Source organism: Paenibacillus amylolyticus (assembly GCF_036894225.1).
Classification (GTDB): Bacteria; Bacillota; Bacilli; order Paenibacillales; family Paenibacillaceae; genus Paenibacillus; species Paenibacillus amylolyticus.
The window spans coordinates 5,257,050-5,278,152 of sequence record NZ_CP145892.1 but is presented as its reverse complement, the minus strand read 5'-3'; the positions used below and the strand labels follow the sequence as shown (position 1 = coordinate 5,278,152).

At 47.4% G+C, this 21,103-nt stretch carries 16 protein-coding genes and 1 pseudogene; 12 read left to right on the top strand and 5 right to left on the bottom strand.

Translation table 11 applies throughout. The features are described 5' to 3' along the window. Positions 1-78: 78 nt before the first annotated feature. Both V6668_RS23345 and V6668_RS23340 read left to right on the top strand, forming a co-directional pair. On the top strand, positions 79-2,367 hold the full coding sequence (locus tag V6668_RS23345; RefSeq protein WP_422395228.1) for a methyl-accepting chemotaxis protein: 2,289 nt from the start codon (positions 79-81) through the stop codon (positions 2,365-2,367). Between the two features lie 122 nt (positions 2,368-2,489). Next, on the top strand, positions 2,490-4,301 hold the full coding sequence (locus tag V6668_RS23340) for a penicillin-binding protein 2 (RefSeq protein ID WP_338706884.1): 1,812 nt from the start codon (positions 2,490-2,492) through the stop codon (positions 4,299-4,301). On the opposite strand, the gene V6668_RS23335 is transcribed toward V6668_RS23340, so the two are convergent. After that, positions 4,280-5,476, bottom strand: coding sequence for an AI-2E family transporter (locus tag V6668_RS23335; protein WP_047844061.1), 1,197 nt, complete (start codon positions 5,474-5,476; stop codon positions 4,280-4,282). The two genes, V6668_RS23340 and V6668_RS23335, sit on opposite strands and share 22 nt — an antisense overlap. 174 nt (positions 5,477-5,650) lie before the next feature. Between V6668_RS23335 and V6668_RS23330 the strand changes: the two genes are divergently transcribed. Beyond that, positions 5,651-7,054: a polysaccharide deacetylase family protein gene (locus V6668_RS23330; protein ID WP_338706883.1), complete on the top strand. Its 1,404-nt coding sequence runs from the start codon at positions 5,651-5,653 to the stop codon at positions 7,052-7,054. A gap of 85 nt (positions 7,055-7,139) precedes the next feature. Here the strand turns inward: V6668_RS23330 and ilvD are convergent, their stop codons facing one another. The 3 genes and pseudogenes from ilvD to V6668_RS23315 form a co-directional block, all read right to left on the bottom strand. Continuing rightward, entirely contained in the window at positions 7,140-8,825 is a 1,686-nt protein-coding gene (ilvD, locus tag V6668_RS23325) for a dihydroxy-acid dehydratase (protein ID WP_036616973.1), read from the bottom strand. A gap of 317 nt (positions 8,826-9,142) precedes the next feature. Continuing rightward, positions 9,143-9,385, bottom strand: a pseudogene (locus V6668_RS23320) (KGG domain-containing protein); the annotation flags it as partial. 123 nt (positions 9,386-9,508) lie between these two features. Further along, positions 9,509-10,549 carry an acyltransferase family protein gene (locus V6668_RS23315; RefSeq protein WP_036616979.1) on the bottom strand — a complete coding sequence of 347 codons (1,041 nt, stop codon included), beginning with the start codon at positions 10,547-10,549 and terminating at the stop codon, positions 9,509-9,511. A gap of 222 nt (positions 10,550-10,771) precedes the next feature. Between V6668_RS23315 and V6668_RS23310 the strand changes: the two genes are divergently transcribed. From V6668_RS23310 to mgrA, 6 genes are all read left to right on the top strand, one after another. Further along, positions 10,772-11,737: a sugar kinase gene (locus tag V6668_RS23310; RefSeq protein WP_338706882.1), complete on the top strand. Its 966-nt coding sequence runs from the start codon at positions 10,772-10,774 to the stop codon at positions 11,735-11,737. 86 nt (positions 11,738-11,823) lie between these two features. Further along, complete coding sequence (locus V6668_RS23305) at positions 11,824-12,489, top strand: bifunctional 2-keto-4-hydroxyglutarate aldolase/2-keto-3-deoxy-6-phosphogluconate aldolase (RefSeq protein WP_017686833.1); 666 nt, start codon at positions 11,824-11,826, stop codon at positions 12,487-12,489. A gap of 94 nt (positions 12,490-12,583) precedes the next feature. Beyond that, on the top strand, positions 12,584-13,348 hold the full coding sequence (locus V6668_RS23300) for an alpha/beta fold hydrolase (protein WP_338706881.1): 765 nt from the start codon (positions 12,584-12,586) through the stop codon (positions 13,346-13,348). A gap of 69 nt (positions 13,349-13,417) precedes the next feature. After that, positions 13,418-14,185, top strand: a complete 768-nt coding sequence (locus V6668_RS23295) for an HAD family hydrolase (RefSeq protein WP_338706880.1) — start codon at positions 13,418-13,420, stop codon at positions 14,183-14,185. Positions 14,186-14,227: 42 nt separating this feature from the next. After that, positions 14,228-14,968 (top strand): NAD-dependent protein deacylase, encoded by a 741-nt coding sequence (locus tag V6668_RS23290; protein WP_338706879.1) that lies wholly within the window; start codon positions 14,228-14,230, stop codon positions 14,966-14,968. 78 nt (positions 14,969-15,046) lie between these two features. Further along, a complete protein-coding gene (gene mgrA, locus V6668_RS23285) occupies positions 15,047-16,054 on the top strand; it encodes an L-glyceraldehyde 3-phosphate reductase (RefSeq protein ID WP_036674510.1) in 1,008 nt (335 codons plus the stop codon). An 84-nt stretch (positions 16,055-16,138) separates the two neighbouring features. Here mgrA and V6668_RS23280 read toward each other — a convergent pair whose 3' ends face one another. Further along, positions 16,139-17,113, bottom strand: coding sequence for an AraC family transcriptional regulator (locus V6668_RS23280; RefSeq protein ID WP_235193973.1), 975 nt, complete (start codon positions 17,111-17,113; stop codon positions 16,139-16,141). Between the two features lie 153 nt (positions 17,114-17,266). On the opposite strand from V6668_RS23280, the gene V6668_RS23275 reads away from it, so the two are divergent. The 3 genes from V6668_RS23275 to V6668_RS23265 are packed head-to-tail and all read left to right on the top strand — an operon-like array spanning position 17,267 to position 21,052. Then, a complete protein-coding gene (locus V6668_RS23275; protein WP_338706878.1) occupies positions 17,267-18,448 on the top strand; it encodes a galactokinase in 1,182 nt (393 codons plus the stop codon). Position 18,449: 1 nt separating this feature from the next. Continuing rightward, complete coding sequence (gene galE, locus V6668_RS23270; RefSeq protein WP_017686840.1) at positions 18,450-19,439, top strand: UDP-glucose 4-epimerase GalE; 990 nt, start codon at positions 18,450-18,452, stop codon at positions 19,437-19,439. Between the two features lie 14 nt (positions 19,440-19,453). After that, positions 19,454-21,052, top strand: coding sequence for a UDP-glucose--hexose-1-phosphate uridylyltransferase (locus tag V6668_RS23265; RefSeq protein WP_338706877.1), 1,599 nt, complete (start codon positions 19,454-19,456; stop codon positions 21,050-21,052). Positions 21,053-21,103 lie beyond the last annotated feature (51 nt).

Below are 21,103 nucleotides of genomic sequence, written 5' to 3'. Positions count from 1 at the left end.
AACGAAGAAAGCTGTCGAATACTACATATTTATAGGGGAGAGAAAGAAAAATCTAACAAGTAAATTACTGGCAGGTGAATGGGATTGGTTCAAAAGAAGCAGGAAGACAGTGGGGAGCAAGTGACAAAAGCCGAGCAGGTTAATCCTGAGAAGGTTCAGAAAGTGAAGAAAGAAAAAGTAGTTAAAAGCAAAACGACAGGTAATGGCAAAAGATTGTTTAAGATTGACCGCAGCAAGCTCAAGCTGGGCTGGATCAAGACTGATTGGGTGAAGAAACAATTTAAAAACCGGGATTGGAAAAACCTTGGAGGGTCTTCTTTCCAACAGATTAAGAAGGCAAATCCGGTTAAATCCGTAGGGGTTAAACTGTTCTTGATCTTTTTTGCCGGTATTATGATTTTTGTAGTAAGTTTAGGTCTATTATCCTATTCGAAGGCCAAAGGTACGATAGAGAAAAATGCCTCGCGTGCCAATCAGGAGACCATTGATCAGACCAAACAAAAAATGGACATTATTCTGGAGAGATTTGTCGATACATCCACACAGATTTTCTTTGATCCGGAAATGCAGTCCTTGCTACAAAAAATGTCAGATACGAATTTGACTGCGTATGATACATTCGTGAACTCAAGTTCAATCAACAAGCAACTGTCCAATGTTGCATTTACAAATAAATCTATGGAAGCGATTTATTTGGTACCTACGGACGATACAAAGTCCATTATGGGTACCGGCAGCAACAGTTCATCCATGGGCAGCATTCGCCAGGAAGCATGGTACAGTGAGTTAATTGAGGCGGGCGGTTATCGCTGGCTTCCAACAGAGGTCAAAGAAGATGGCTCAACGCCAACGTTTAAAATTGCACGTTCCATGAAAAACTTGCAGGGGACTACTCAGTCGTATGTTCTGGTTATTGAACTGAAACTGGAAGTTTTGGAGGAACAATTGAAATCGCTTGATCTTGGGCCAGGAGCTATTCTTCAACTAATTGCTCCGGATAATAAAGTGGTTGCATCCTCCATCTCGGATCGTACAGGACAAGAAACAGAGCTTGCATTTGTCAAAGAGTTGACCGAACCAGCAGGTAGTACGAATACGGAGTATACGGTAGATGGCAAATCTACGGAAATGCTGGCTGTATACAGTACGATGGATACATCCAATTGGAAACTGGTTGGTATGATACCTACCTCTGTTTTGGTTCAGGACGCAAAAGGCATTCTGACTCTGACCCTGTGGATGGCGCTGATTGATGCGGGGATTGCAGTATTGATCGGGATCTGGATGGTGCGTATGATCGCTCGTCCACTTGGCAAATTGAAAGACCTGATGCAGGAAGGTGCAAAAGGTAATCTTAAAGTTCGTACACCATATAGCTCCCAGGATGAAATTGGTCAGCTCTCGACCGCCTTCAATCTGATGATGGAGCAGATCACTAAGCTGGTTGAACAAACCAATCGTTCTGCGCAGGAAGTATTGGATACGGCCTCTGAGCTGAGCAGTGCATCCAAGAAAACGGCTGTGTCTGCTTCGGAGATTGCCGTAGCTACAGAAGAGATCGCAGGCGGTGCGGGCAGTTTGGCAACCGAAGCGGAACGTGGCAATGAATTAACTGACAATATCTCTCGTCAGATGCAGAGTGTAATCGCTGCTAATGAACAGATGGGTGATTCTGCTCGTCATGTAGAGAAGTCCAGTCAGACAGGAACACAACATCTGAATCAGTTGATGACCAAAACGCAGAAGACAGAAGAAATGATTGGTGCACTGGTGAATAAGGTTGATTCACTGAAAGAGAGTACGTCTTCTGTTCTGAAAGTGCTTGAAGTGCTGCAAAACATAACGAAACAGACAAATATCCTTTCCCTGAATGCAACCATTGAAGCAGCACGTGCCGGTGCAGCCGGACGCGGATTCATGGTGGTGGCTGATGAGGTTCGTCAGCTCGCGGCTCAATCCAGACAATCCATTGAGATGGTTGGAGAGATTACAGACAAAATCATGACCGAAATGAATGAGACCGTGGATGCTTTGTCGGCAGCTTATCCTTTATTCAAAGAACAGATGGATGCGGTTAAAGACACCAACGTCATCTTTGCTTCCGTGCAGGAACAGATGGGTGCCTTTGTGGAACGTCTGGGTATGGTGACAGGTTCTATTGGAGATTTGAACAAATCTCAAGGTACGTTGTCTGAAGCCATGAGCAATGTCAGCGCTGTAGCTGAAGAATCTTCTGCAACGTCCCAAGAAGTAGCTTCCTTGAGCAGTGAACAGCAAAATATCAGTAACCAGCTGGTCAATCTGTCTGGCAAACTGGAGAATGTGTCTACTGAACTGAAAGAAACCTTGTCACGCTTTACGGTTTAACAAGCCAAGGTTGAAATGAGGAGAACCTGTCCCGCACATGGGACAGGTTTTCTTTTTGTTTACCGGATAATTCCAAGCCATATCAGCAATAATATGTCAAAACGACAAAAGGTGAGATTGGGATGCATCTCCTTGCGAAACGGCGAATCTATATAACTTGTATTCTTCTAACTCTTGTCTTTGGATTGCTTATATTACGATTGGGATGGGTTCAGATCGTTCAGGTGAATCAGACGATGCCTGGATTTCACCGAACGGTACGTGAAATGTCTGTATTGCAGCGTGAACGCGGGGTGATGCTTGACCCGGGGCGGGGACAATTTACGGATTACAAGGGTGAGGCGTTGACCGGTAAGCTGCAATGGGGACTGGTTCTTTTTCCACAGGCAAGTCCGTTAGAGAAATTACGCAAGCAAGGGGCATTAGAAGGCTCCGAGATGGTACAGTTGGCAGCTATATTACATACCGATCCGGATCAATTGAAGAAGGAATGGAATCAGGAAAGTATACCTCATTTCTGGACAGCAGGTACACATCAGCCTGTTCATTTGACCGCTGCTCAGGTGGAGCGCCTACGTAGTTTGCACCTGCAAGGAGCGGGCATCTATCCGATGATGACAAGGTACCTTCAGGGGCATACAGGAATGCAGTGGATGGGTTATCTGGCTGAACAGCCTGAGTCCTCCAAAATTCTGACTGGGCATCAGGATGAAGTGAAACAGCCATTTGCCATGAAAGCAGGAGCAGCTGGACTGGAGAGGACACTTGAACCCCTGTTAAGGGGAATTGGTCCTACGCTTGTATCACGCATGGTTTCGGGTGGTGGGGAGATTATCCCTGATATTCAGCCGCACGTCATTGCACCGGCCAATAGCCATTATCCTTTACGTGTAGAAACCACAGTGGATGCTGAGTTACAGCGTGGGTTGGAGGGGTTGACGCAAGAATCTGGATTACAAGAAGGGGCCATTGTTGTGTTAGATGCCGCTAACGCAGATGTTCGCGCCATGATCTCCCGTCCTTTCTATCAGCCACAACATGTGGACCCTAAAGAATCGGCCTGGGGGAATCGTGCAGTACAGGGAGCCGTACCGGGTTCCATTTTCAAAATTGTCACTGCGGTTGCTGCTTTGGAGTATCATGCGGTTTCTAACGGAGAAGAATTCCATTGTGGTGGTGAGTACGGAAGATATGGGTTGTCTTGCTGGAAGGAGCATGGTCATGGAGACCTGAATCTGGAGCAAGGATTCGCTGAGTCTTGCAACATCGTATTCGCAGAAACGGCGCGCAGGCTGAGTATGGAACAACTGGAGAACACGGCTGATCGTCTGGGACTCGCGCGTCCGATTGGCTGGGAAGGGAAGCAGATGGCAGGAATGCCTGTGTTACGACACTTTGATCATGAGGATCACGGGCGTGTGAGAACAGAGGCTGTTTCTTCTGCTGATGAAGGTGCGAAAATACAGACAGCAATTGGTCAGCGCGATGTCTTGGTCACACCGCTGCAAGCTGCCAATCTGATCGTTACACTGTTACATGATGGAAAGGTTAGTGCCCCACGTCTCGTTAAGCGCATCCGATATGCGGATGGTGGCACCATGCTGGAGATGCCCTTGCATGATTCACCTTCAGCATCAGGACAGATTGCTCCCGTAACAGCGCATAAACTGTTATCCTGGATGAATAAGGTAGTCCGTGAGGGAACAGGAAAATCCCTGCAGCGTGCGCGGTGGCATGTTGCAGGGAAGTCAGGTACAGCTCAGGTACAGAAACATGGAGAGAAGCGCAACAATCAATGGTTCATTGGTTATGGACCGGTAGAACAACCCCAATATGCTGTAGCTGTTCTTGTTCAAAATGTCTCTCCTGACAGCCAACATCAGGCGACGGCTCTCTTCAGGAAGGTGATGGACTATTTGGCGGAGTCCTCATGATCCTTCGCAGGAATGGGACGGTGTACAGTAGACTCGGCAGAATTCGCTGAGGCCTTACTAACGGGTGGGTCCATGACTAATGGAGAGGACTCAAATTCATCTTTTGGCAGGTGAATCCACTTTTGCAGGTATCCTTGTTGTAACAGTTCTTTCAGAAGGATCAGGAGCACTGGAGATAACACTACGCCAGCCAGGCCAAAGATCGAAAGGGAGATCAGCATAAACGAAAGCATCAAGTACGCCGAAGATACACCAATCGAGTTACCCGATATTTTCGGTTCCAGCAACTGCCGTGTCAGCATCGTTACTGCCAGAATCACAATCAGGCCAATCGCCAGGCTACTATTGCCAATAATGAATAAGTAGACGATCCATGGAATAAATACAACAGGAACGCCAAGCAAGGGTACCAGATCAAAAACCGCACAGACTGCTGCAATGGTAAAGGCGTTAGAGGTTCCCAAAATCAACAAACCTGCATAAATCAATACAAACGTAATGAGCATCATGATCATCTGTGCCTTCAGATACGAGCGGATTGTTTTGAACACGTGATTACGCATGAATTCAATAGCTAACTTTAATGTTTTGGGCGTTTTCGCACGGGCGAACTTGCGCCAGGATTCAATCTCGATACTGAGGAAAAATGCCAGAATAATCGCAATTCCGAAGTTCGTAATAAACGAAGAGAATGAACTGAGGAAACCTACTACGAATTGCGCTCCGCTAGTTACCCATTTGGACAGGAACCCGGTCAGTGTTGCAAAATAATCATTCGCTTTTTCCATAACTCCATCAGGGAGAGCGTCTGACTTGTCCTGAATGAATAAAACAAGATTGGTGAATTCACGTTGTATCATTTCAATGTATACGGGGAAATTATCTTGAAGATTGGAAATTTGTGAAATGATAATCAAGCCTACCCCAAAAAAGGCAGCGACAATTAATGCAAGAAACAACAAGACGGAGATGGCGGCTCCAAGTGTCTTGGGCAATCCTTTGCGATGTAAAAATTTGGCCAGCGGTTCAATCATCCAATACACAATGAATGATAGAAAGACCGGTGCAGCCACATGGTATAATTGACTGAAACCGTACATGATCACATACACGGTTAATACGAGCAATGCGATGTCAAAGACAGTTCGCCCGTATTTTTTGTAAAGCGGTAGCATGGACATGGCTCCTTTGATGGCAATAATTAGATTGTATTTATTGTACACGATAGCTATCTTTTTGGGAAAACAGGATTCAAGAAAAGTCTGAACTATGATAAAATTAAAGGCGGTTTATTTTAGATAGTGCCATAGTGCACCGTAATTCAGCAGGAGAAGTGGGGAGCTCGCAACATGACAACGATACTTCATAGTATTTTACTGTGGTTATTGTATCTTTCATCTTTTTACGCCTTTATTCCAAGTTTGATCAGCAGGATTTTTGGTTTTCGTGTATTTCGACGGGGAAGAAGTGATACACAATTTGCATTAACGTTTGACGATGGACCAGATCCACATTATACGCCAAGACTGCTCGATCTGCTTCGTCAGCATCAAGCAAAAGCCACATTTTTTGTCGTTGGAGAACATGCAGCGAGTCATCCTGAACTCATACAGCGCATACATGAGGAAGGTCATCTTATTGGCATTCATAATTATATTCACAAGACGAACTGGCTCATGCGGCCACGTACCGTTCGAGATCAGATTCAGCGAACAGGTCAGATTATTCATGAAGTAACCGGCGTGAAGACTTGTTATTATCGTCCACCGTGGGGGATTATGAATTTGTTTGATTTTTTCAGCAAGAAAGAACGAAAAATTGTACTGTGGTCCTCCATGTTTGAAGACTGGAGAAGCCGAGTAGGTGCCCAGAGATTGACTGAACGGATGCTGAAGGAACTGAGAGGCGGAGAGGTCATGTTGCTGCATGATCGAGGAACGACCCTTGGTGCTGATGCACACGCGCCGGAGCAGATGCTTCAGGCGCTGGAAGTCGTATTACAGGAAGCTGAACGGCTAGGCCTGCAAAGCGTACGCGTTGATACGTTGATGGGAGGTATCATAGTGAGCGAATCTCAGAACAAAACGCAATTACAGACACCATTGAAGCTATGGAAACGAATCGTTGTTGCCCTATGGCTGGGCTGGGAGAACTTGTTCCACTGGGTATATCATCTACGGACGGCTTCGCCAGAGGACCCCATGCTGCACTTCAGATCACGTGTATATCACGGAGCACGAGTGGAGATGAATGATGGCCATGTCATTCAAAATGGAGATCCGGTAATAGAACTACATTTTGACAATCAGAAATTGTTTGAACTTGGAGTGACATCACGTTCCAGTATGCATTTGGCTATTCGCATGATTCGGACGATGGAACAGCAATTGCCGGATTTGGCACGCATGGTGGCACTCGAACCTGAGTTACGCTCTGCCAAGGCCATATACGGTGTGAGTATGATTAACAGAGGCCCAGAAAAATTCGGATTTACCATACAAGAATTGCCTCCTGGACCGTTCAGTGCTGCATCCAAAGTATACTTGAAGCTGCTGTTAAGTGTAATCCACCCGGCAGGAACCAAACGTTTGAAACAGCGTACTGAACAACTGGTACCCAAGATGATTGCCATGCCGCTGGATCTATTATTGGAACGTTACGGTCAACATACGATGCAGGTAGCAGCAACGGTAGAAGAATCCAGAGATGAATCGTTGTTAATTGAACAAGATATACTGCCAGAGCGGAACTAAACGGACTGATCACACCAACCAGCAAAAGAAAAGGGTTGCCCTTCGCCAGATTTGGCAGAAGAGCAACCCTTTATTTATTAGTGAATTAGATACTCAGTACGCCACCGTTGCTTGCATTGGTAACCAGTTTGGAATAACGAGCCAGATAACCGGTTTTTACTTTTGGTTCAAAGCCTTTCCAACCTGCGCGACGACGTTCAAACTCTTCGTCACTGATGTGCAATTCGATGATACGGTTGTTCAGATCCAGCTCGATGATGTCTCCTTCTTCAACAAAGGCGATTGGACCACCCTCAGCTGCTTCCGGAGAGATATGTCCGATACTGATTCCGCGGGATGCGCCAGAGAAGCGTCCATCGGTGATCAGACCAACTTTGGCACCCAATCCCATACCTACGATCTGGGAAGTAGGAGCCAGCATCTCAGGCATACCTGGTCCGCCTTTTGGTCCTTCATAACGGATAACAACAACATGTCCTTCTTTTACTTTGCCGTTAGCAATACCTTCGAGCGCTTGCTCCTGGGAGTCAAAGCAGATGGCAGGACCTTTGTGATATCCGCCAACCGAAGCATCAACTGCACCAACTTTGATGATAGCGCCTTGTGGTGCAAGGTTACCAAACAATACAGCCAGGCCGCCTTTTTCGGAATGCGGGTTATCCAGGTGGTGAATGACATTTGTATCCTGAATTTCTTTTCCTTCAACGTTCTCACGGATAGTTTTACCTGTTACCGTAATGCAGTCTCCATGAATTGCGCCTGGTTTCTTGAGCAATTCGTTCAGCACTGCGCTTACGCCGCCTGCATTGTGAACGTCTTCGATGTGAAGATCGGAAGCAGGTGCAAGTTTCGCTAGATGCGGAACGCGGTTCGCTACTTCATTAATACGTTCGATTGGATACTCGATACCTGCTTCATGAGCCAGTGCCAGCGTGTGCAGTACTGTATTCGTAGATCCACCCATCGCCATATCCAGTGCAAACGCATTATCGATCGCTTCTACAGTTACGATATCACGTGGTTTCAAGTCCATTTTGATGAGTTCCATCAATTGGGTAGCGGATTGTTTAACAAACTCACGACGCTCAGGAGCAACGGCAAGGATGGTTCCGTTACCTGGCATAGCCAGTCCCATCGCTTCAGCCAGACAGTTCATGGAGTTTGCCGTAAACATACCGGAACATGATCCACATGTTGGACAGCCGAACTGTTCAAGTTCAAGCAAGCTCTTATCATCGATTTTACCTGCTTGGTAAGCCCCTACACCTTCAAATACGGAAGTCAGGGAAAGAGCCTTACCATTGCTGTCACGACCAGCTTTCATTGGTCCACCACTTACGAACAGGGTAGGGATGTTTACGCGAAGCGCACCCATCATCATGCCTGGTGTAATTTTGTCACAGTTCGGGATACATACCATGCCGTCGAACCAGTGTGCAGATACAACGGTTTCCACGGAATCCGCGATAATGTCACGGCTTGGCAGCGAGTAACGCATACCAATGTGTCCCATGGCAATACCATCATCTACTCCGATGGTGTTGAATTCGAATGGAACGCCACCGGCTTCACGAATAGCATCCTTTACAATTTTACCGAATTCCTGAAGGTGGACGTGGCCGGGCACGATATCGATGTATGAGTTACATACGGCAATAAACGGCTTGCCGAAATCCTCTTCTTTAACGCCCGCTGCGCGGAGCAAACTCCGGTGTGGTGCACGGTCAAAACCTTTTTTGATCATATCGGAACGCATCTTCTTGGCTGACATGGTGTATTCCCCCCAAATATATAATATTGAGCAACATGAATGGAAAAGTAAATGGCAGTGCATCTGTCGTTTAATTTCATCCGTACTCTAAAAAAAAGGACCGGCATGCCGGTGTCGAGCTCCCCGTAGTTTGTGAAATTCTTTGCTGCTTTAAACCCGTGAACACCCGGTTTTTCTATTGAGTCTATCACAACCGTCGTCATATTTCTACAAACAATAGAAAGAAGCCTCAAACCATTTTCATGGAATTAGACTTCTTGATTTGCGGGAAAGCTATGATCATGTTTCGATGTGGCGAGCGGAATTCATTAGTTGCTTCCGCCTTTGCGTCCAATCTCACGATAGAATTCCTTATTATGAGTTTCGGAGGTTGCTTCTCCGCCCTTGCGACCAATCTGCTTGTAAAAGTCAGTATCATGGGCATCTGAAGTCGCTTCTCCACCTTTTTTTCCAATCATCTGGTAGAAGCTTCGATCATGGTTCTTGGAAGTCGCTTTGCCACCTAATCTGCCAGCTTCCTCACGGCTCATCTTGTGTTCTGACGTCGGTTGACGTGCCATTACAAATCACTCCTTACAACGATAAGTTGTTTTTTGTAGCGCGTATCCCTAATTTACCACCTTATTTCCAGCCTGAAACAATTCACTAGGATAGAATCGATGGTGAAGAGATCCGTCAGAGCATTAGGCCGACCGTTTAAACACTTCATGTCGATTGAAAGAAAATCGGGATATATTCGGTTCAATTACGGGTTTGAACGTGTGACGTACAGCCGGCAGAGCCAGTGTGACTGCGAAGAGTATGGCAATGACAAGTATGACTGGAATATACGCCGAGCTTCCCATATAACTGTAGACTCCGGACCAGATTGCGAGACGAACGAGAAACCCATGCAGCAGGAACACATAGAGTGTGCGTCGTCCAAGGTCCGTCAGTCTGGAAGTCAAGGAAGGTACCCAAGCCAAGAACAGTGCTGCAGATGCGATTTCCAGCAAGTAGACACCCACCCGGAAGATGCCGGCATACCATTCGTGGTGACCCAATTCGGCGTACGTCATGCTTCCGAGTAACCATCCGGATGAAATATTCAAACCCCCATACCCGATCCATACCAACAGTGCAGCAGAGAGGATGGCTGCGGTTTTTCGCCCCCAACCGGATAATAAATGTGAACGGATGGTTGCTCCATAGTCATAACCGATGACAAAAAACGGCAGAAATACAAACGTACGGCTGAAGCTGAGCCAGAACCCGTCGATGGGCAAATACCCGGCAATTACACCAAGCGCAATCGATCCAATCAGCCGATATATCGGTTTCCAGGAAATCGTCAGACGAAGCAACAGTCGCCAACAGAAATGACTCGCGAGAAACCATAACAGCAAGTAAGGTGCAAAGAAGGATAGCCGCATATGGGGTGTGTGGAATACGGTAAAGTCCATCAATGCGTATAAGGACTGAAACAGTACATACTGTAGTGCAATCTGCTTCAGGACATTTCGCCCAGATTCACCCTGGAGTGAGTGTGTCGCAAAATACCCGGTTACCCATACAAAGAGTGGCATGTGAAACGTATATATCCACAGGAACAGAGCTTCCGCTCCTGCAAAACGTGTGATGAGTGGTTCAAGTGCATTACCAGCAAGGACACAGACGATAAGCATAAAGCGCAGATTGTAAAAGAAAGATTCCTGATCATCCCGGATCAGTGTCTGATTTTTCATGGTGTAGCCCCCTTGTAGACCCTGGTTGCCAGGTCATTTGCATCTGTAATAAGGGTAATATGGATGTGCATTATCTATTGTGATTTAATTCACATTAGTAAGCGTTATCTTTTATCAAAGCTGTGACAACAAAATGAACGCTCCGGGATTGACAACGGTTGCATAGAGGATGACAATAGAAAAAGAAGATGAGGGAATGTAACTATAAGGAGGGAAGAAATCATGTCAACGAGTCCCTATCCAAGCCCGGAAATTATTACATTTGGGGAGAGTATGGGTTTGCTGACTGCCAAGGATACAAGAGGGCTGGAATATGCAGCCACACTGGACAAGTCTTTCGGGGGTGCTGAGAGCAATCTGGCTATTGGCGTATCCCGCCTGGGGCATACCAGTGGTTGGTTTGGACGCTTGGGCAATGATCCGATGGGCAGTATGATTCTGAAAGCCATTCGCGGTGAAGGCGTAGATGTATCCCGAGTACGTTTAAGTGATGACGAGCCCACTGGTTTAATGATTCGTGAGAACGCTTCCGGGAAAACCTCGGTGCATTATTATAGGAAGCTATCTGCTGCAAGTGCGATCACACCTGATGATCTGGATCCTGATTATATTGCCGGGGCGAAGATATTGCACGTTACGGGTATAACGGCAGCAATAAGCCCGTCCGGACTTGCTACGGTAGAGGCTGCCATACATATTGCCAAACAGGCAGGTGTGAAAGTAAGCTTTGATCCAAATCTGCGTCTCAAACTATGGTCTGCGGATGAGGCCCGTCCGGTTATACTGCGTTTAGCTGAACTGGCGGACTACTTTTTACCGGGTCTGGACGAGATGAAACTTCTATATAACGAAGAAAATGATCAAAAAGTACTTGAGCGTTTATCTGCCATGAATGCTGTGTGCATCGTGAAGGGTGGCCCTGATTTGACCTACGTATTGGTGAATGGTACCCTAACTGAAGTTCCGTACTTTAAGGCGGATAATGTTCTGGATACGGTAGGAGCAGGAGATGGATTCTGCGCGGGATTTTTATCGGGTATATTAAAAGGATACTCCCCGCAGGAAGCAACCCGTCTCGGCAATTTGACCGGTTCCATGGTTATACAGGCTGTTGGCGATTGGGAGGCGCTCCCGACGTGGGGGCAGGTCGAGGCCAAGCTGAACAACGTTGCCCATGTTGAGCGTTAGTCGCTCTAAATCATATATGGCTCATCTTCGTTCTTAAATGTAAGGCTTGTATACACAACCACCACATTGACAAGGGAGAGAATGAAATGAAGAAGCTTCAGCTGTTGCAAAAGATTACGGACAATGGGGTTGTGGCAGTTCTGCGTGCAGATTCTGCTGATCAAGTCATTGCCATGGCCGAGCAAGCGATTGCGGGTGGCATTAAAGTTATCGAGATTACGATGACAGTACCCAGTGCACTCAAAGCCATTGAAAAATTAAGCCGTGTATACCATTGGAACACACAAGATCCAGAGAAATTCGCGATTATTGGTGCGGGAACGGTGCTTGAACCGCAAACGGCAAGAGCGGCCATCATGTCGGGTGCCGAGTTTGTAGTCGGACCTTCCCTGAACCCGGATACCGTTCAGATCTGCAACCTGTATCGAATTCCGATTCTGCCTGGTGTGATGACGATTGCTGACGTTCAACGCGCATTGGAACTCGGCGTGGACATTGTGAAGTTGTTCCCGGGTAACCTGTATGATCCTTCGATTATCAAAACGATGAAGGGCCCTATGCCGCAGGCGAATTTTATGCCAACTGGCGGGGTATCCTTGTCTAATCTGGGGGATTGGATCAAGGGTGGAGCAGTCGCTGTAGGGATCGGCTCCGACTTGACATCGGAAGCTGTGAAGACGGGTGACCTGAGTCATGTCCGTCGCAAAGCGGAACAATATATGGATGCTTACCGCAAGGCCAAGGCTGAATAATATTTTTTCAATTCGTAGAAGGGGAGCCTGATAAACAAAGGCTCCCAATTCTGTGAGCCGCGGCACCTGCGGAAGTGAAGAAAGGTGATTAACGTTGAGAAATCGGTATAATATAGGGCGCAAGAAGAGGGGCATCGGGAAATTCCTGCTCGTACTTCTGGCGCTCATTGTCATTGGATGTGGATTTGTTGCGTGGAAATTATTCACACCATACGGTCCACAGGAAACAGCCCAAGCGGCCATGGAAACAGCCAATCCGGTGACAGTGAGTGAACAAGAGAACTGGATTGATTTTGTGCCAGACAAACCGTCTGGGAAAAGTGTACTTTTCTATCCTGGTGGACTGGTAAAACCGGAAAGTTATGCACCACTTGCGCATGAGCTGGCTGCTGCGGGTCATCACACGATTATTGCCAAGATGCCAGTTAACCTGGCAGTGCTTAAGCCAAACTTGGCAGATGAGATTCTGGCCGCATATCCAGACGAACAATTTGTTATGGGTGGACACTCTCTCGGCGGGTCCATGGCTGCACGTTATGTAGCCGCACATCCAGATGCACTTCACGGGATTTTCTTCTTGGCATCTTACCCGGATGAAAAAGGGAGCGTAAAGTCACTTGGAATACCTGCTTTATCTATTCTAGGTACTAAAGATGAAGTCGTGAATGCTACGAAGTATCAGAGTGGACGGATGTATCTTCCAGAAGACACGGTATATTACACCATTGAAGGTGGTAACCACGCCCAGTTTGGTGATTATGGTCATCAAAAAGGAGATGGCGATCCGGAAGTGAGTGGAGAAGAACAGCTGAATCAGACGGTCAAGACGGTGCTGGCTTGGTTAAGTACCATCAAGTAGGTTTTGATTTAATTATTCTGCATTAAGGGTTGAATGCATTTATAGCATAACTTAATGGAGGTGATATGGATGACCATGCTTCAAGTGAATGGAGTGCAGATCCCATGTAAAGGTATCCTGTTCGATAAAGATGGAACACTGCTGGAATTCCTCCAGCTATGGGGGCCGTGGGCAGAGGCATTACTGGATCAGTTGCAATCACGTATGAATGAACTCGGAGCTTCATTTACAGTTGAACGGGAGCATGTTCTGGGCACTACCCATAATCCGCAAGGTCATATTGTTGGATATGATCCGCAAGGCCCACTTGCCATTGCGACTGTGGATGAGTGCACGGGATTGCTTGCCGGGCAGCTATATGCAGCAGGCATACCATGGAATGAAGCGATCACAACGATACGCCAATTTTCAAGTGTAGCCATGAGATCGGTAAGAGAGCGCAAATCCGCTGAACCAATGTCAGGATTGCTGGATTTCTTGCAGAAATGCAGGGCAGCAGACATACCACTGGCGGTCGTCACTTCAGATAGTACAGCGGCAGCAGAAACACATCTGGATTGGATGGGGATTCGTTCCTTTTTCACATCCATTGTGGGCTGTGATCAGGTGACCCAGGGCAAACCGGATAGAGAAGCAGCACTCTTGGCTTGCCGTGAATTACATATCGATCCTGTGGAGGCCGTTGTAATTGGAGACAGCAATGGGGATATGCAGATGGGGCGGCACGCAGAGGTATCCTATACCCTCGGTTACTGTCCGCAGTTAGATCAAGGATCTCACCTGGTTGATGCCCATGCAATTATTCGTCATTATAATGAGATAAGCATTATTTTATAAGTCACCCTGACCTGATTGAACGATATAAAAGGAGGAGAGAGGATGAACGCAACAGAACAACTGGCTGCCTGGATTCAGGAAAGCTCCCGGATTGTTTTTTTCGGAGGGGCCGGGACTTCAACGGAAAGCGGGATTCCCGACTTCCGCTCGGCTGCGGGTCTGTATCAGACGGAGCAGCATTCGCCTTATCCACCGGAAGAGTTGTTAAGCCGACATTTTTTTGATCAACATGCCGATATTTTTTATGATTTTTATCGTGGCAAAATGCTTCATCCAGATGCTGAACCGAATGGGTGTCATCGACTATTGGCCCGTCTGGAGCAGGCGGAAAAACTTCAGGCAGTGATCACGCAAAATATCGACGGACTACATCAGAAGGCAGGTAGCAGCAATGTTTTTGAACTTCACGGTTCAATTCATCGTAATGCCTGCATGGATTGCAAGCAGTTTTATACGCTAAATGATATTATACAGTCCAAAGATACCGTGCCTCGCTGTACCACATGTGGTGGTGTGATCAAACCGGATGTGGTGCTGTACGAAGAGGAGCTGGATCAGACGACATTGTATCGTTCCATTGATGCACTGTCTTCTGCAGATCTGTTACTCGTGGGAGGCACGTCACTGACGGTATATCCGGCGGCCCAGTTAATTACGTATTTTCAGGGAAAACATACCGTTCTGCTCAACGCTACACCTACCGCTTACGACAGCAGGGCTGATTTGCTGATTACAGAGCCGATTGGTGAGGTAATGAATATTGTGGACCAGCTTCTTGGTTAAACGTACGTACTGAATAACCGCATTCTCCGGCATAGACCGGATACAAGAGGCGGAACCTGGGGAAAGAAGGGATTCATAATGGTCTACGTAGCAAGCGATACTCGCTATGAAACGATGAAATATAACCGCGTTGGACGTTCAGGTTTGAAACTGCCAGCGATTTCACTGGGGCTGTGGCATAATTTTGGCGGTATCAATAATGCTGAGAATGGCCGTAATATGATTACCCGATCATTTGATCTGGGTATTACACATTTTGATCTTGCCAACAATTATGGCCCACCGGCAGGTTCGGCAGAGCAGTTATTTGGACAGGTACTGGCCCAGGATCTGAAACCTTATCGGGATGAACTGGTGATCTCCACCAAAGCGGGTTATTATATGTGGCCGGGGCCTTATGGCGAGTGGGGTTCACGCAAAAATCTGGTATCCAGTCTGAATCAGAGCTTGAAGCGTATGGGCCTGGATTATGTGGATATTTTCTACTCACATCGTTATGATCCCGAAACGCCTTTGGAAGAAACGATGATGGCACTGGATCATATTGTTCGCTCGGGCAAAGCCCTGTATGTAGGGATCTCCAACTATCCCGCAGAGCAGACTAGACAGGCTGCCGAAATTCTGAAAAGTCTGGGTACGCCACTGTTAATTCATCAACCGAAATACTCGCTGCTGGACCGCTGGATTGAAGATGGTTTGCAGGACGTGCTGGATGAGTATGGAACAGGCAGTATTGCATTCTGTCCATTGGCACAAGGCGTGCTCACGAACAAATACTTGAATGGTATCCCGGAAGACTCACGTGCCAAAGGACCGTCGGTATTCCTGAATGAGAACAACATCTCTCCAGAGACGCTCCGCAAAGTGCGTGCGCTAAACCAGATTGCAGCAGCCCGTGGTCAGAGTTTGGCCCAATTTTCACTCTCATGGGTGCTGCGTAATGGCAGGGTAACTTCCGCGCTGATTGGCGCAAGTCGTCCTTCCCAGATTGAAGAGAATGTGGCTGCGCTCAGTCAGCTAGATTTCTCTACAGAGGAATTGGAACGGATTGAATCCATCCTGTCTCCGGAGCCTGATGACAAATAAATAAAGTGCAAAAGGTGCATCTTAGCCATAATGGCGGAATGCACCTTTTTTTGTCGTATGTGGTTCCTCCGTCCGTTATGTTGCTCATCGTTTGTTTTGTTGAGCATTCTTCTGTAACCCCTGATGTAGTGGACGGGACAGTATTTTCTCTCGATACAAGCTAGGCGCTTCACCGTGAAATCGTTTGAACTGTTTGGAGAAATACAGCGCGTCTGGCAGTCCCACTGATGCAGATACCTGTTCGATGGACAGATCCGGGCGTTCTCTCAGGAGTTGGCGCGACTTGTCGATCCGCAGTTTTAGCAGATACGTGACTGGGGAAAGTCCAGTTTCCTGTTTGAAAATACGGGATAAATACGCGCGGTTGTACCCGAGACTCGCAGACATTTGTTCAATGGAGACAGGATAGGCATACTGGGTAGACATATATTGAATCATCTGTTTCACCGTACGTCGGATGGAGGATTCACCTGGAATTAAGGTTTGGCCCTGCGAAAGGTGATTCTGTGCTTCGGCTAGAATCATATATAACGTACCCAGTGATGTGAAATGAGAGCTTTCTTTGCGCTCGGCAAAAGCATCCTGCATCACGGATAGCCAATTGGATATTCCACAAGAGGGTCCGGCATGAAAAACGGACTTCTCGGGGCGGAATCCCGCCTCCTCGGCATGTTGGCCAGCCTGGCTGCCTGTGAAGGCAATCCAGCGATATTGCCATGGGTTGCGGGCATGTGACTGGTAGCTTACCAGCTGCCCGGGATGAATGAGGAAACAATCACCTGCGGATAACTCGTAGGTGTGCAATTCGGTACGGAACGTACCCGCTCCTTTTTCTACATAATGCAGCAGATAATAATCAAACAATTTAGGACCGAGGGCGTGACCCGGAAGGGTCTGGCTTGCCCCGGCAAACAGGACATGCAGTGCGCCTTGTTCATAATAGACCGGATTGGAGGCAACCGAATAACTGAGTGCTCCGCTTTTACCGGAAGGTGATTCCTGTATTTTTTCGTTAGAAGATGCAAGGGATTCTTTCTTGGGGTTGGATTGATCTGACATGGTCGTTTCCTTCTTTCCGGGATGCTCCGATCATTATACGCCTTAAGGTCACATTTATCCATATGAAACACACATGGTTGCATTACAAGAGGCACCGCTTTCTTATATAATAACATTAAGAAAACCACAACAACGAGGCGAGGTGCACCAGCAGTGAACGTAACTGAATTGAAACAAAAGTTTATTGAGAAGTACGGAGAGAGTGGAGCGGACATCCGTGTATTTCATGCCCCTGGGCGTGTGAATCTGATCGGTGAGCACATTGACTATAACGGTGGATACGTGCTTCCGGCAGCACTTGAATTCGGAACAACATTGATCATTCGTGAGCGCGAGGACAACAAGTTGCAACTGGCTTCCACGAACATGTCTTATGAAGGGGGACTAGACACTTCCTCCATCGGTAAGGAAAAATCCGGAGAATGGACCGACTATCCTGTTGGTGTCATGGTTGAACTGCAAGGCAAGGGCGTGAATGTAACAAAAGGGTATGACTTCCTGTACCACGGGGAGATTCCGAACGGGGCAGGACTTTCATCATCTGCATCTCTGGAGGTACTCACCGGATTTGCGATTCAGTCTCTGGAGGGTGTATCGGATATTGATACGGTTCAACTGGCACTTTTGTCCCAGAAAGCGGAAAATGAGTTCGTAGGCGTCAACTGTGGAATCATGGATCAGTTCGCTGTCGCAAACGGTGCTCAGGATCATGCGATCCTGCTGATGTGTGACACACTGGAATACGAAAAGGTTCCTTTCCGTACAGGCTCCTACAAATTGGTCATCGGTAACACAAACAAACGCCGCGGTCTGGTGGATTCGGCTTACAATGAACGTCGCTCCCAATGCGAGCAGGCACTTGCCATCTTGAAGGAACAGCTGCCTGCACTGAATTACCTGGCTCAATTGACGCCAGAGCAGTTCGTAACACTACAAGATCATATCAAGGATGAGAAAGTAAGACAGCGCGCACAACATGTTGTGGAAGAGAACGCGCGTGTGCTCGCATCAGTCGAAGCATTGCAGGGTAACGATCTGGAAACCTTCGGCAAGCTGATGAACGCTTCTCATGAATCACTTCGTGACTTGTACGAAGTAAGCTGTGATGAGCTGGATGTTATGGTTGAAGAAGCTCAGCGGATTCCAGGCACGCTTGGTGCCCGGATGACTGGCGCAGGATTTGGCGGTTGTACCGTATCACTTGTGCATGAAGATGATGTCGAGCGTTTTGTAAGTGAAGTGGGCGCTGCATATGAAGCGCGTACCCGTCTCAAAGGTGATTTCTATGTATGCGGTGTAGGTGACGGTGTTAAAGAATTGAAGGAGGCGAAGTAAAATGGCAATTTTGGTGACAGGTGGAGCAGGGTATATTGGATCTCATACGGTAGCAGCATTGTTGGAACGTGGAGAAGAGGTTGTTGTACTGGATAACTTGCAGACAGGGCATCGTGAAGCGTTGCTCGGCGGTAAGTTGTATGAAGGGGATCTGCGTGACAAAGAAATTCTGGCGAAGCTGTTCGCTGAGAATTCAATCGATGCAGTCATTCACTTTGCAGCCAACTCACTCGTAGGCGAGAGTATGAAAGACCCGGTTAAATATTATGACAACAACGTGTTTGGTACACTCTGTCTGTTGGAAGCGATGAATGCAGCGAACGTACGCCGCATCGTCTTCTCCTCTACAGCAGCTACCTACGGTGAGCCTGAGAAAGTGCCAATCGAAGAGAGCGATCGTACAGAACCAACCAACGTATACGGCGAAACAAAGCTGATGATGGAGCGCATGATGTCATGGTTCGATAAAGTTCAGGATATCAAATACGTTTCCCTACGTTACTTCAATGCAGCCGGTGCTCATGACAGCGGCAAAATTGGTGAAGATCACCAACCAGAGAGTCACTTGATTCCACTTGTATTGCAAACAGCATTGAAACAACGCCCGCACATCGCCGTGTTTGGTGACGACTATGCAACAGAAGATGGGACATGTATCCGTGACTATATCCACGTGAGCGACTTGGCTGATGCACATCTGCGTGCAGTAGATTATCTTCGCAAAGGTGAGAACAGTAATGTGTTCAACCTGGGTAACGGCACAGGATTCTCGGTAAAACAAGTGATCGAAACAGCCAAAAAAGTGACTGGCCTGGATATTCCGGTTGTACAGGAACCACGTCGTGCAGGTGACCCGGCTGTGCTGGTAGCTTCATCTGCAAAAGCGAGATCTGTCCTGGGCTGGAATCCAAAATGGACCAATCTGGAAGATGTTATTCAAAGCGCTTGGAGCTGGCACCAATCACGTCCTGACGGCTACGGAAAAAACTAGGAGGCGAACACCTTATGTCACAGACTCATATTGCAGCAGGTGCCACAGAGCGGACACCGGAGCAGCAGGAAGCACTGCATGCCATTGAACGTCTGGTTGCATTTGCCTTGCAGAAACAATTAATCGAGGAGGCGGATTGGGATTACAGCCGCAACCTCTTGCTGGAACAATTCGGATTCTCAGAGCCTTATGCCGGTGAGTTGGACACGACTGTGCCCGATGGCCCACAGGCTATGCTGGATACGTTGATCGATTATGGATTTTCCATTGGACTCATTCCTGAAAATAGTGATACGTTCCGTGATTTGCTGGATGCCAAAATCATGGGTCATTTGATGGCACGCCCATCCGAGGTGGTACGCGCATTCCGCCACACGGAGCAGACGGAAGGCATTGAGGCGGCCACATCTCAATTCTATGACTTGTCGATTAACTCCAACTACATTCGGATGGATCGGATCTCGAAGAACGTCTACTGGACACAGGACACGGCCTATGGAGACATGGAGATTACTATCAACCTGTCAAAACCGGAGAAAAGTCCAAAGGAAATTGCCATGGCGAAATTGCTTCCGCCGCCGGTATATCCTAAATGCCAGCTGTGTCGTGAAAATGTAGGTTACGCTGGTCGGGTGAATCACCCGGCCCGCCAGAATCTGAGAGTCATTCCGCTGGAACTTAACAGCGAACCTTGGTTGTTCCAATACTCGCCGTATGTGTACTACAACGAGCACTGCATCATTTTCCATCATGATCATGTGCCGATGAAGCTGACGAAGGATACACTGCGCAGACTGCTTGCCTTTGTTGGGGAGTACCCGCATTACTTTATCGGATCTAATGCAGATTTGCCGATCGTAGGTGGGTCGATTCTGACACATGACCATTTCCAGGGTGGACGTCATACATTCGCGATTCAAAATGCACAGCCAGAGGCGGTCTTCCGCCATGCGGATGCACCTGGACTTACATTGAGTCTTGTGAAATGGCCAATGTCCGTAATGCGTCTGGCTTCACAAGATCCTGCAGAGCTGCTTGAAGCGGGTAACGCCGTATATGAAGCGTGGAAGGTCTACAGTGATTCAACTGTGGATATCGAAGCGTTTAGTGAAGTGGACGGGGAACAGGTACCACACAATACGGTAACACCAATCGTTCGTCGTAGTGCAGACGGTGGTTATGAGATGGATCTCGTATTGCGCAACAACCGCACGAATGATGTGCATCCTGAAGGGATTTTCCATCCGCACCGTGAAATGCACCATCTGAAGAAAGAAAACATTGGTCTGATCGAAGTGATGGGGCTTGCCATCCTGCCAGGTCGTTTGAAAGAAGAACTCGACAGTATCGCGGATATTCTCGCTGGAGATGCTAAACTTGCTGAAGCCGCCAAAGCCTCTGATCATGTATTGAACAAACATCTGGGCTGGGCGGAAGAATTGATTGAACGGTTTGGTCCTAAACTGGACAAAGAACAAGCCGTTGCCATTGTACAACAGGAAGTTGGCTTGAAATTTGCCGAGATTCTGGAACATGCAGGTGTCTACAAATATGATGAAGCAGGACGCCAGGCTTTCCGTCGTTTTGTAAACAGCATGGGATACACTGAATAGACATGTATAACGATGAACACCAGCCCATAATACAAGGGCTGGTGTTTTTTT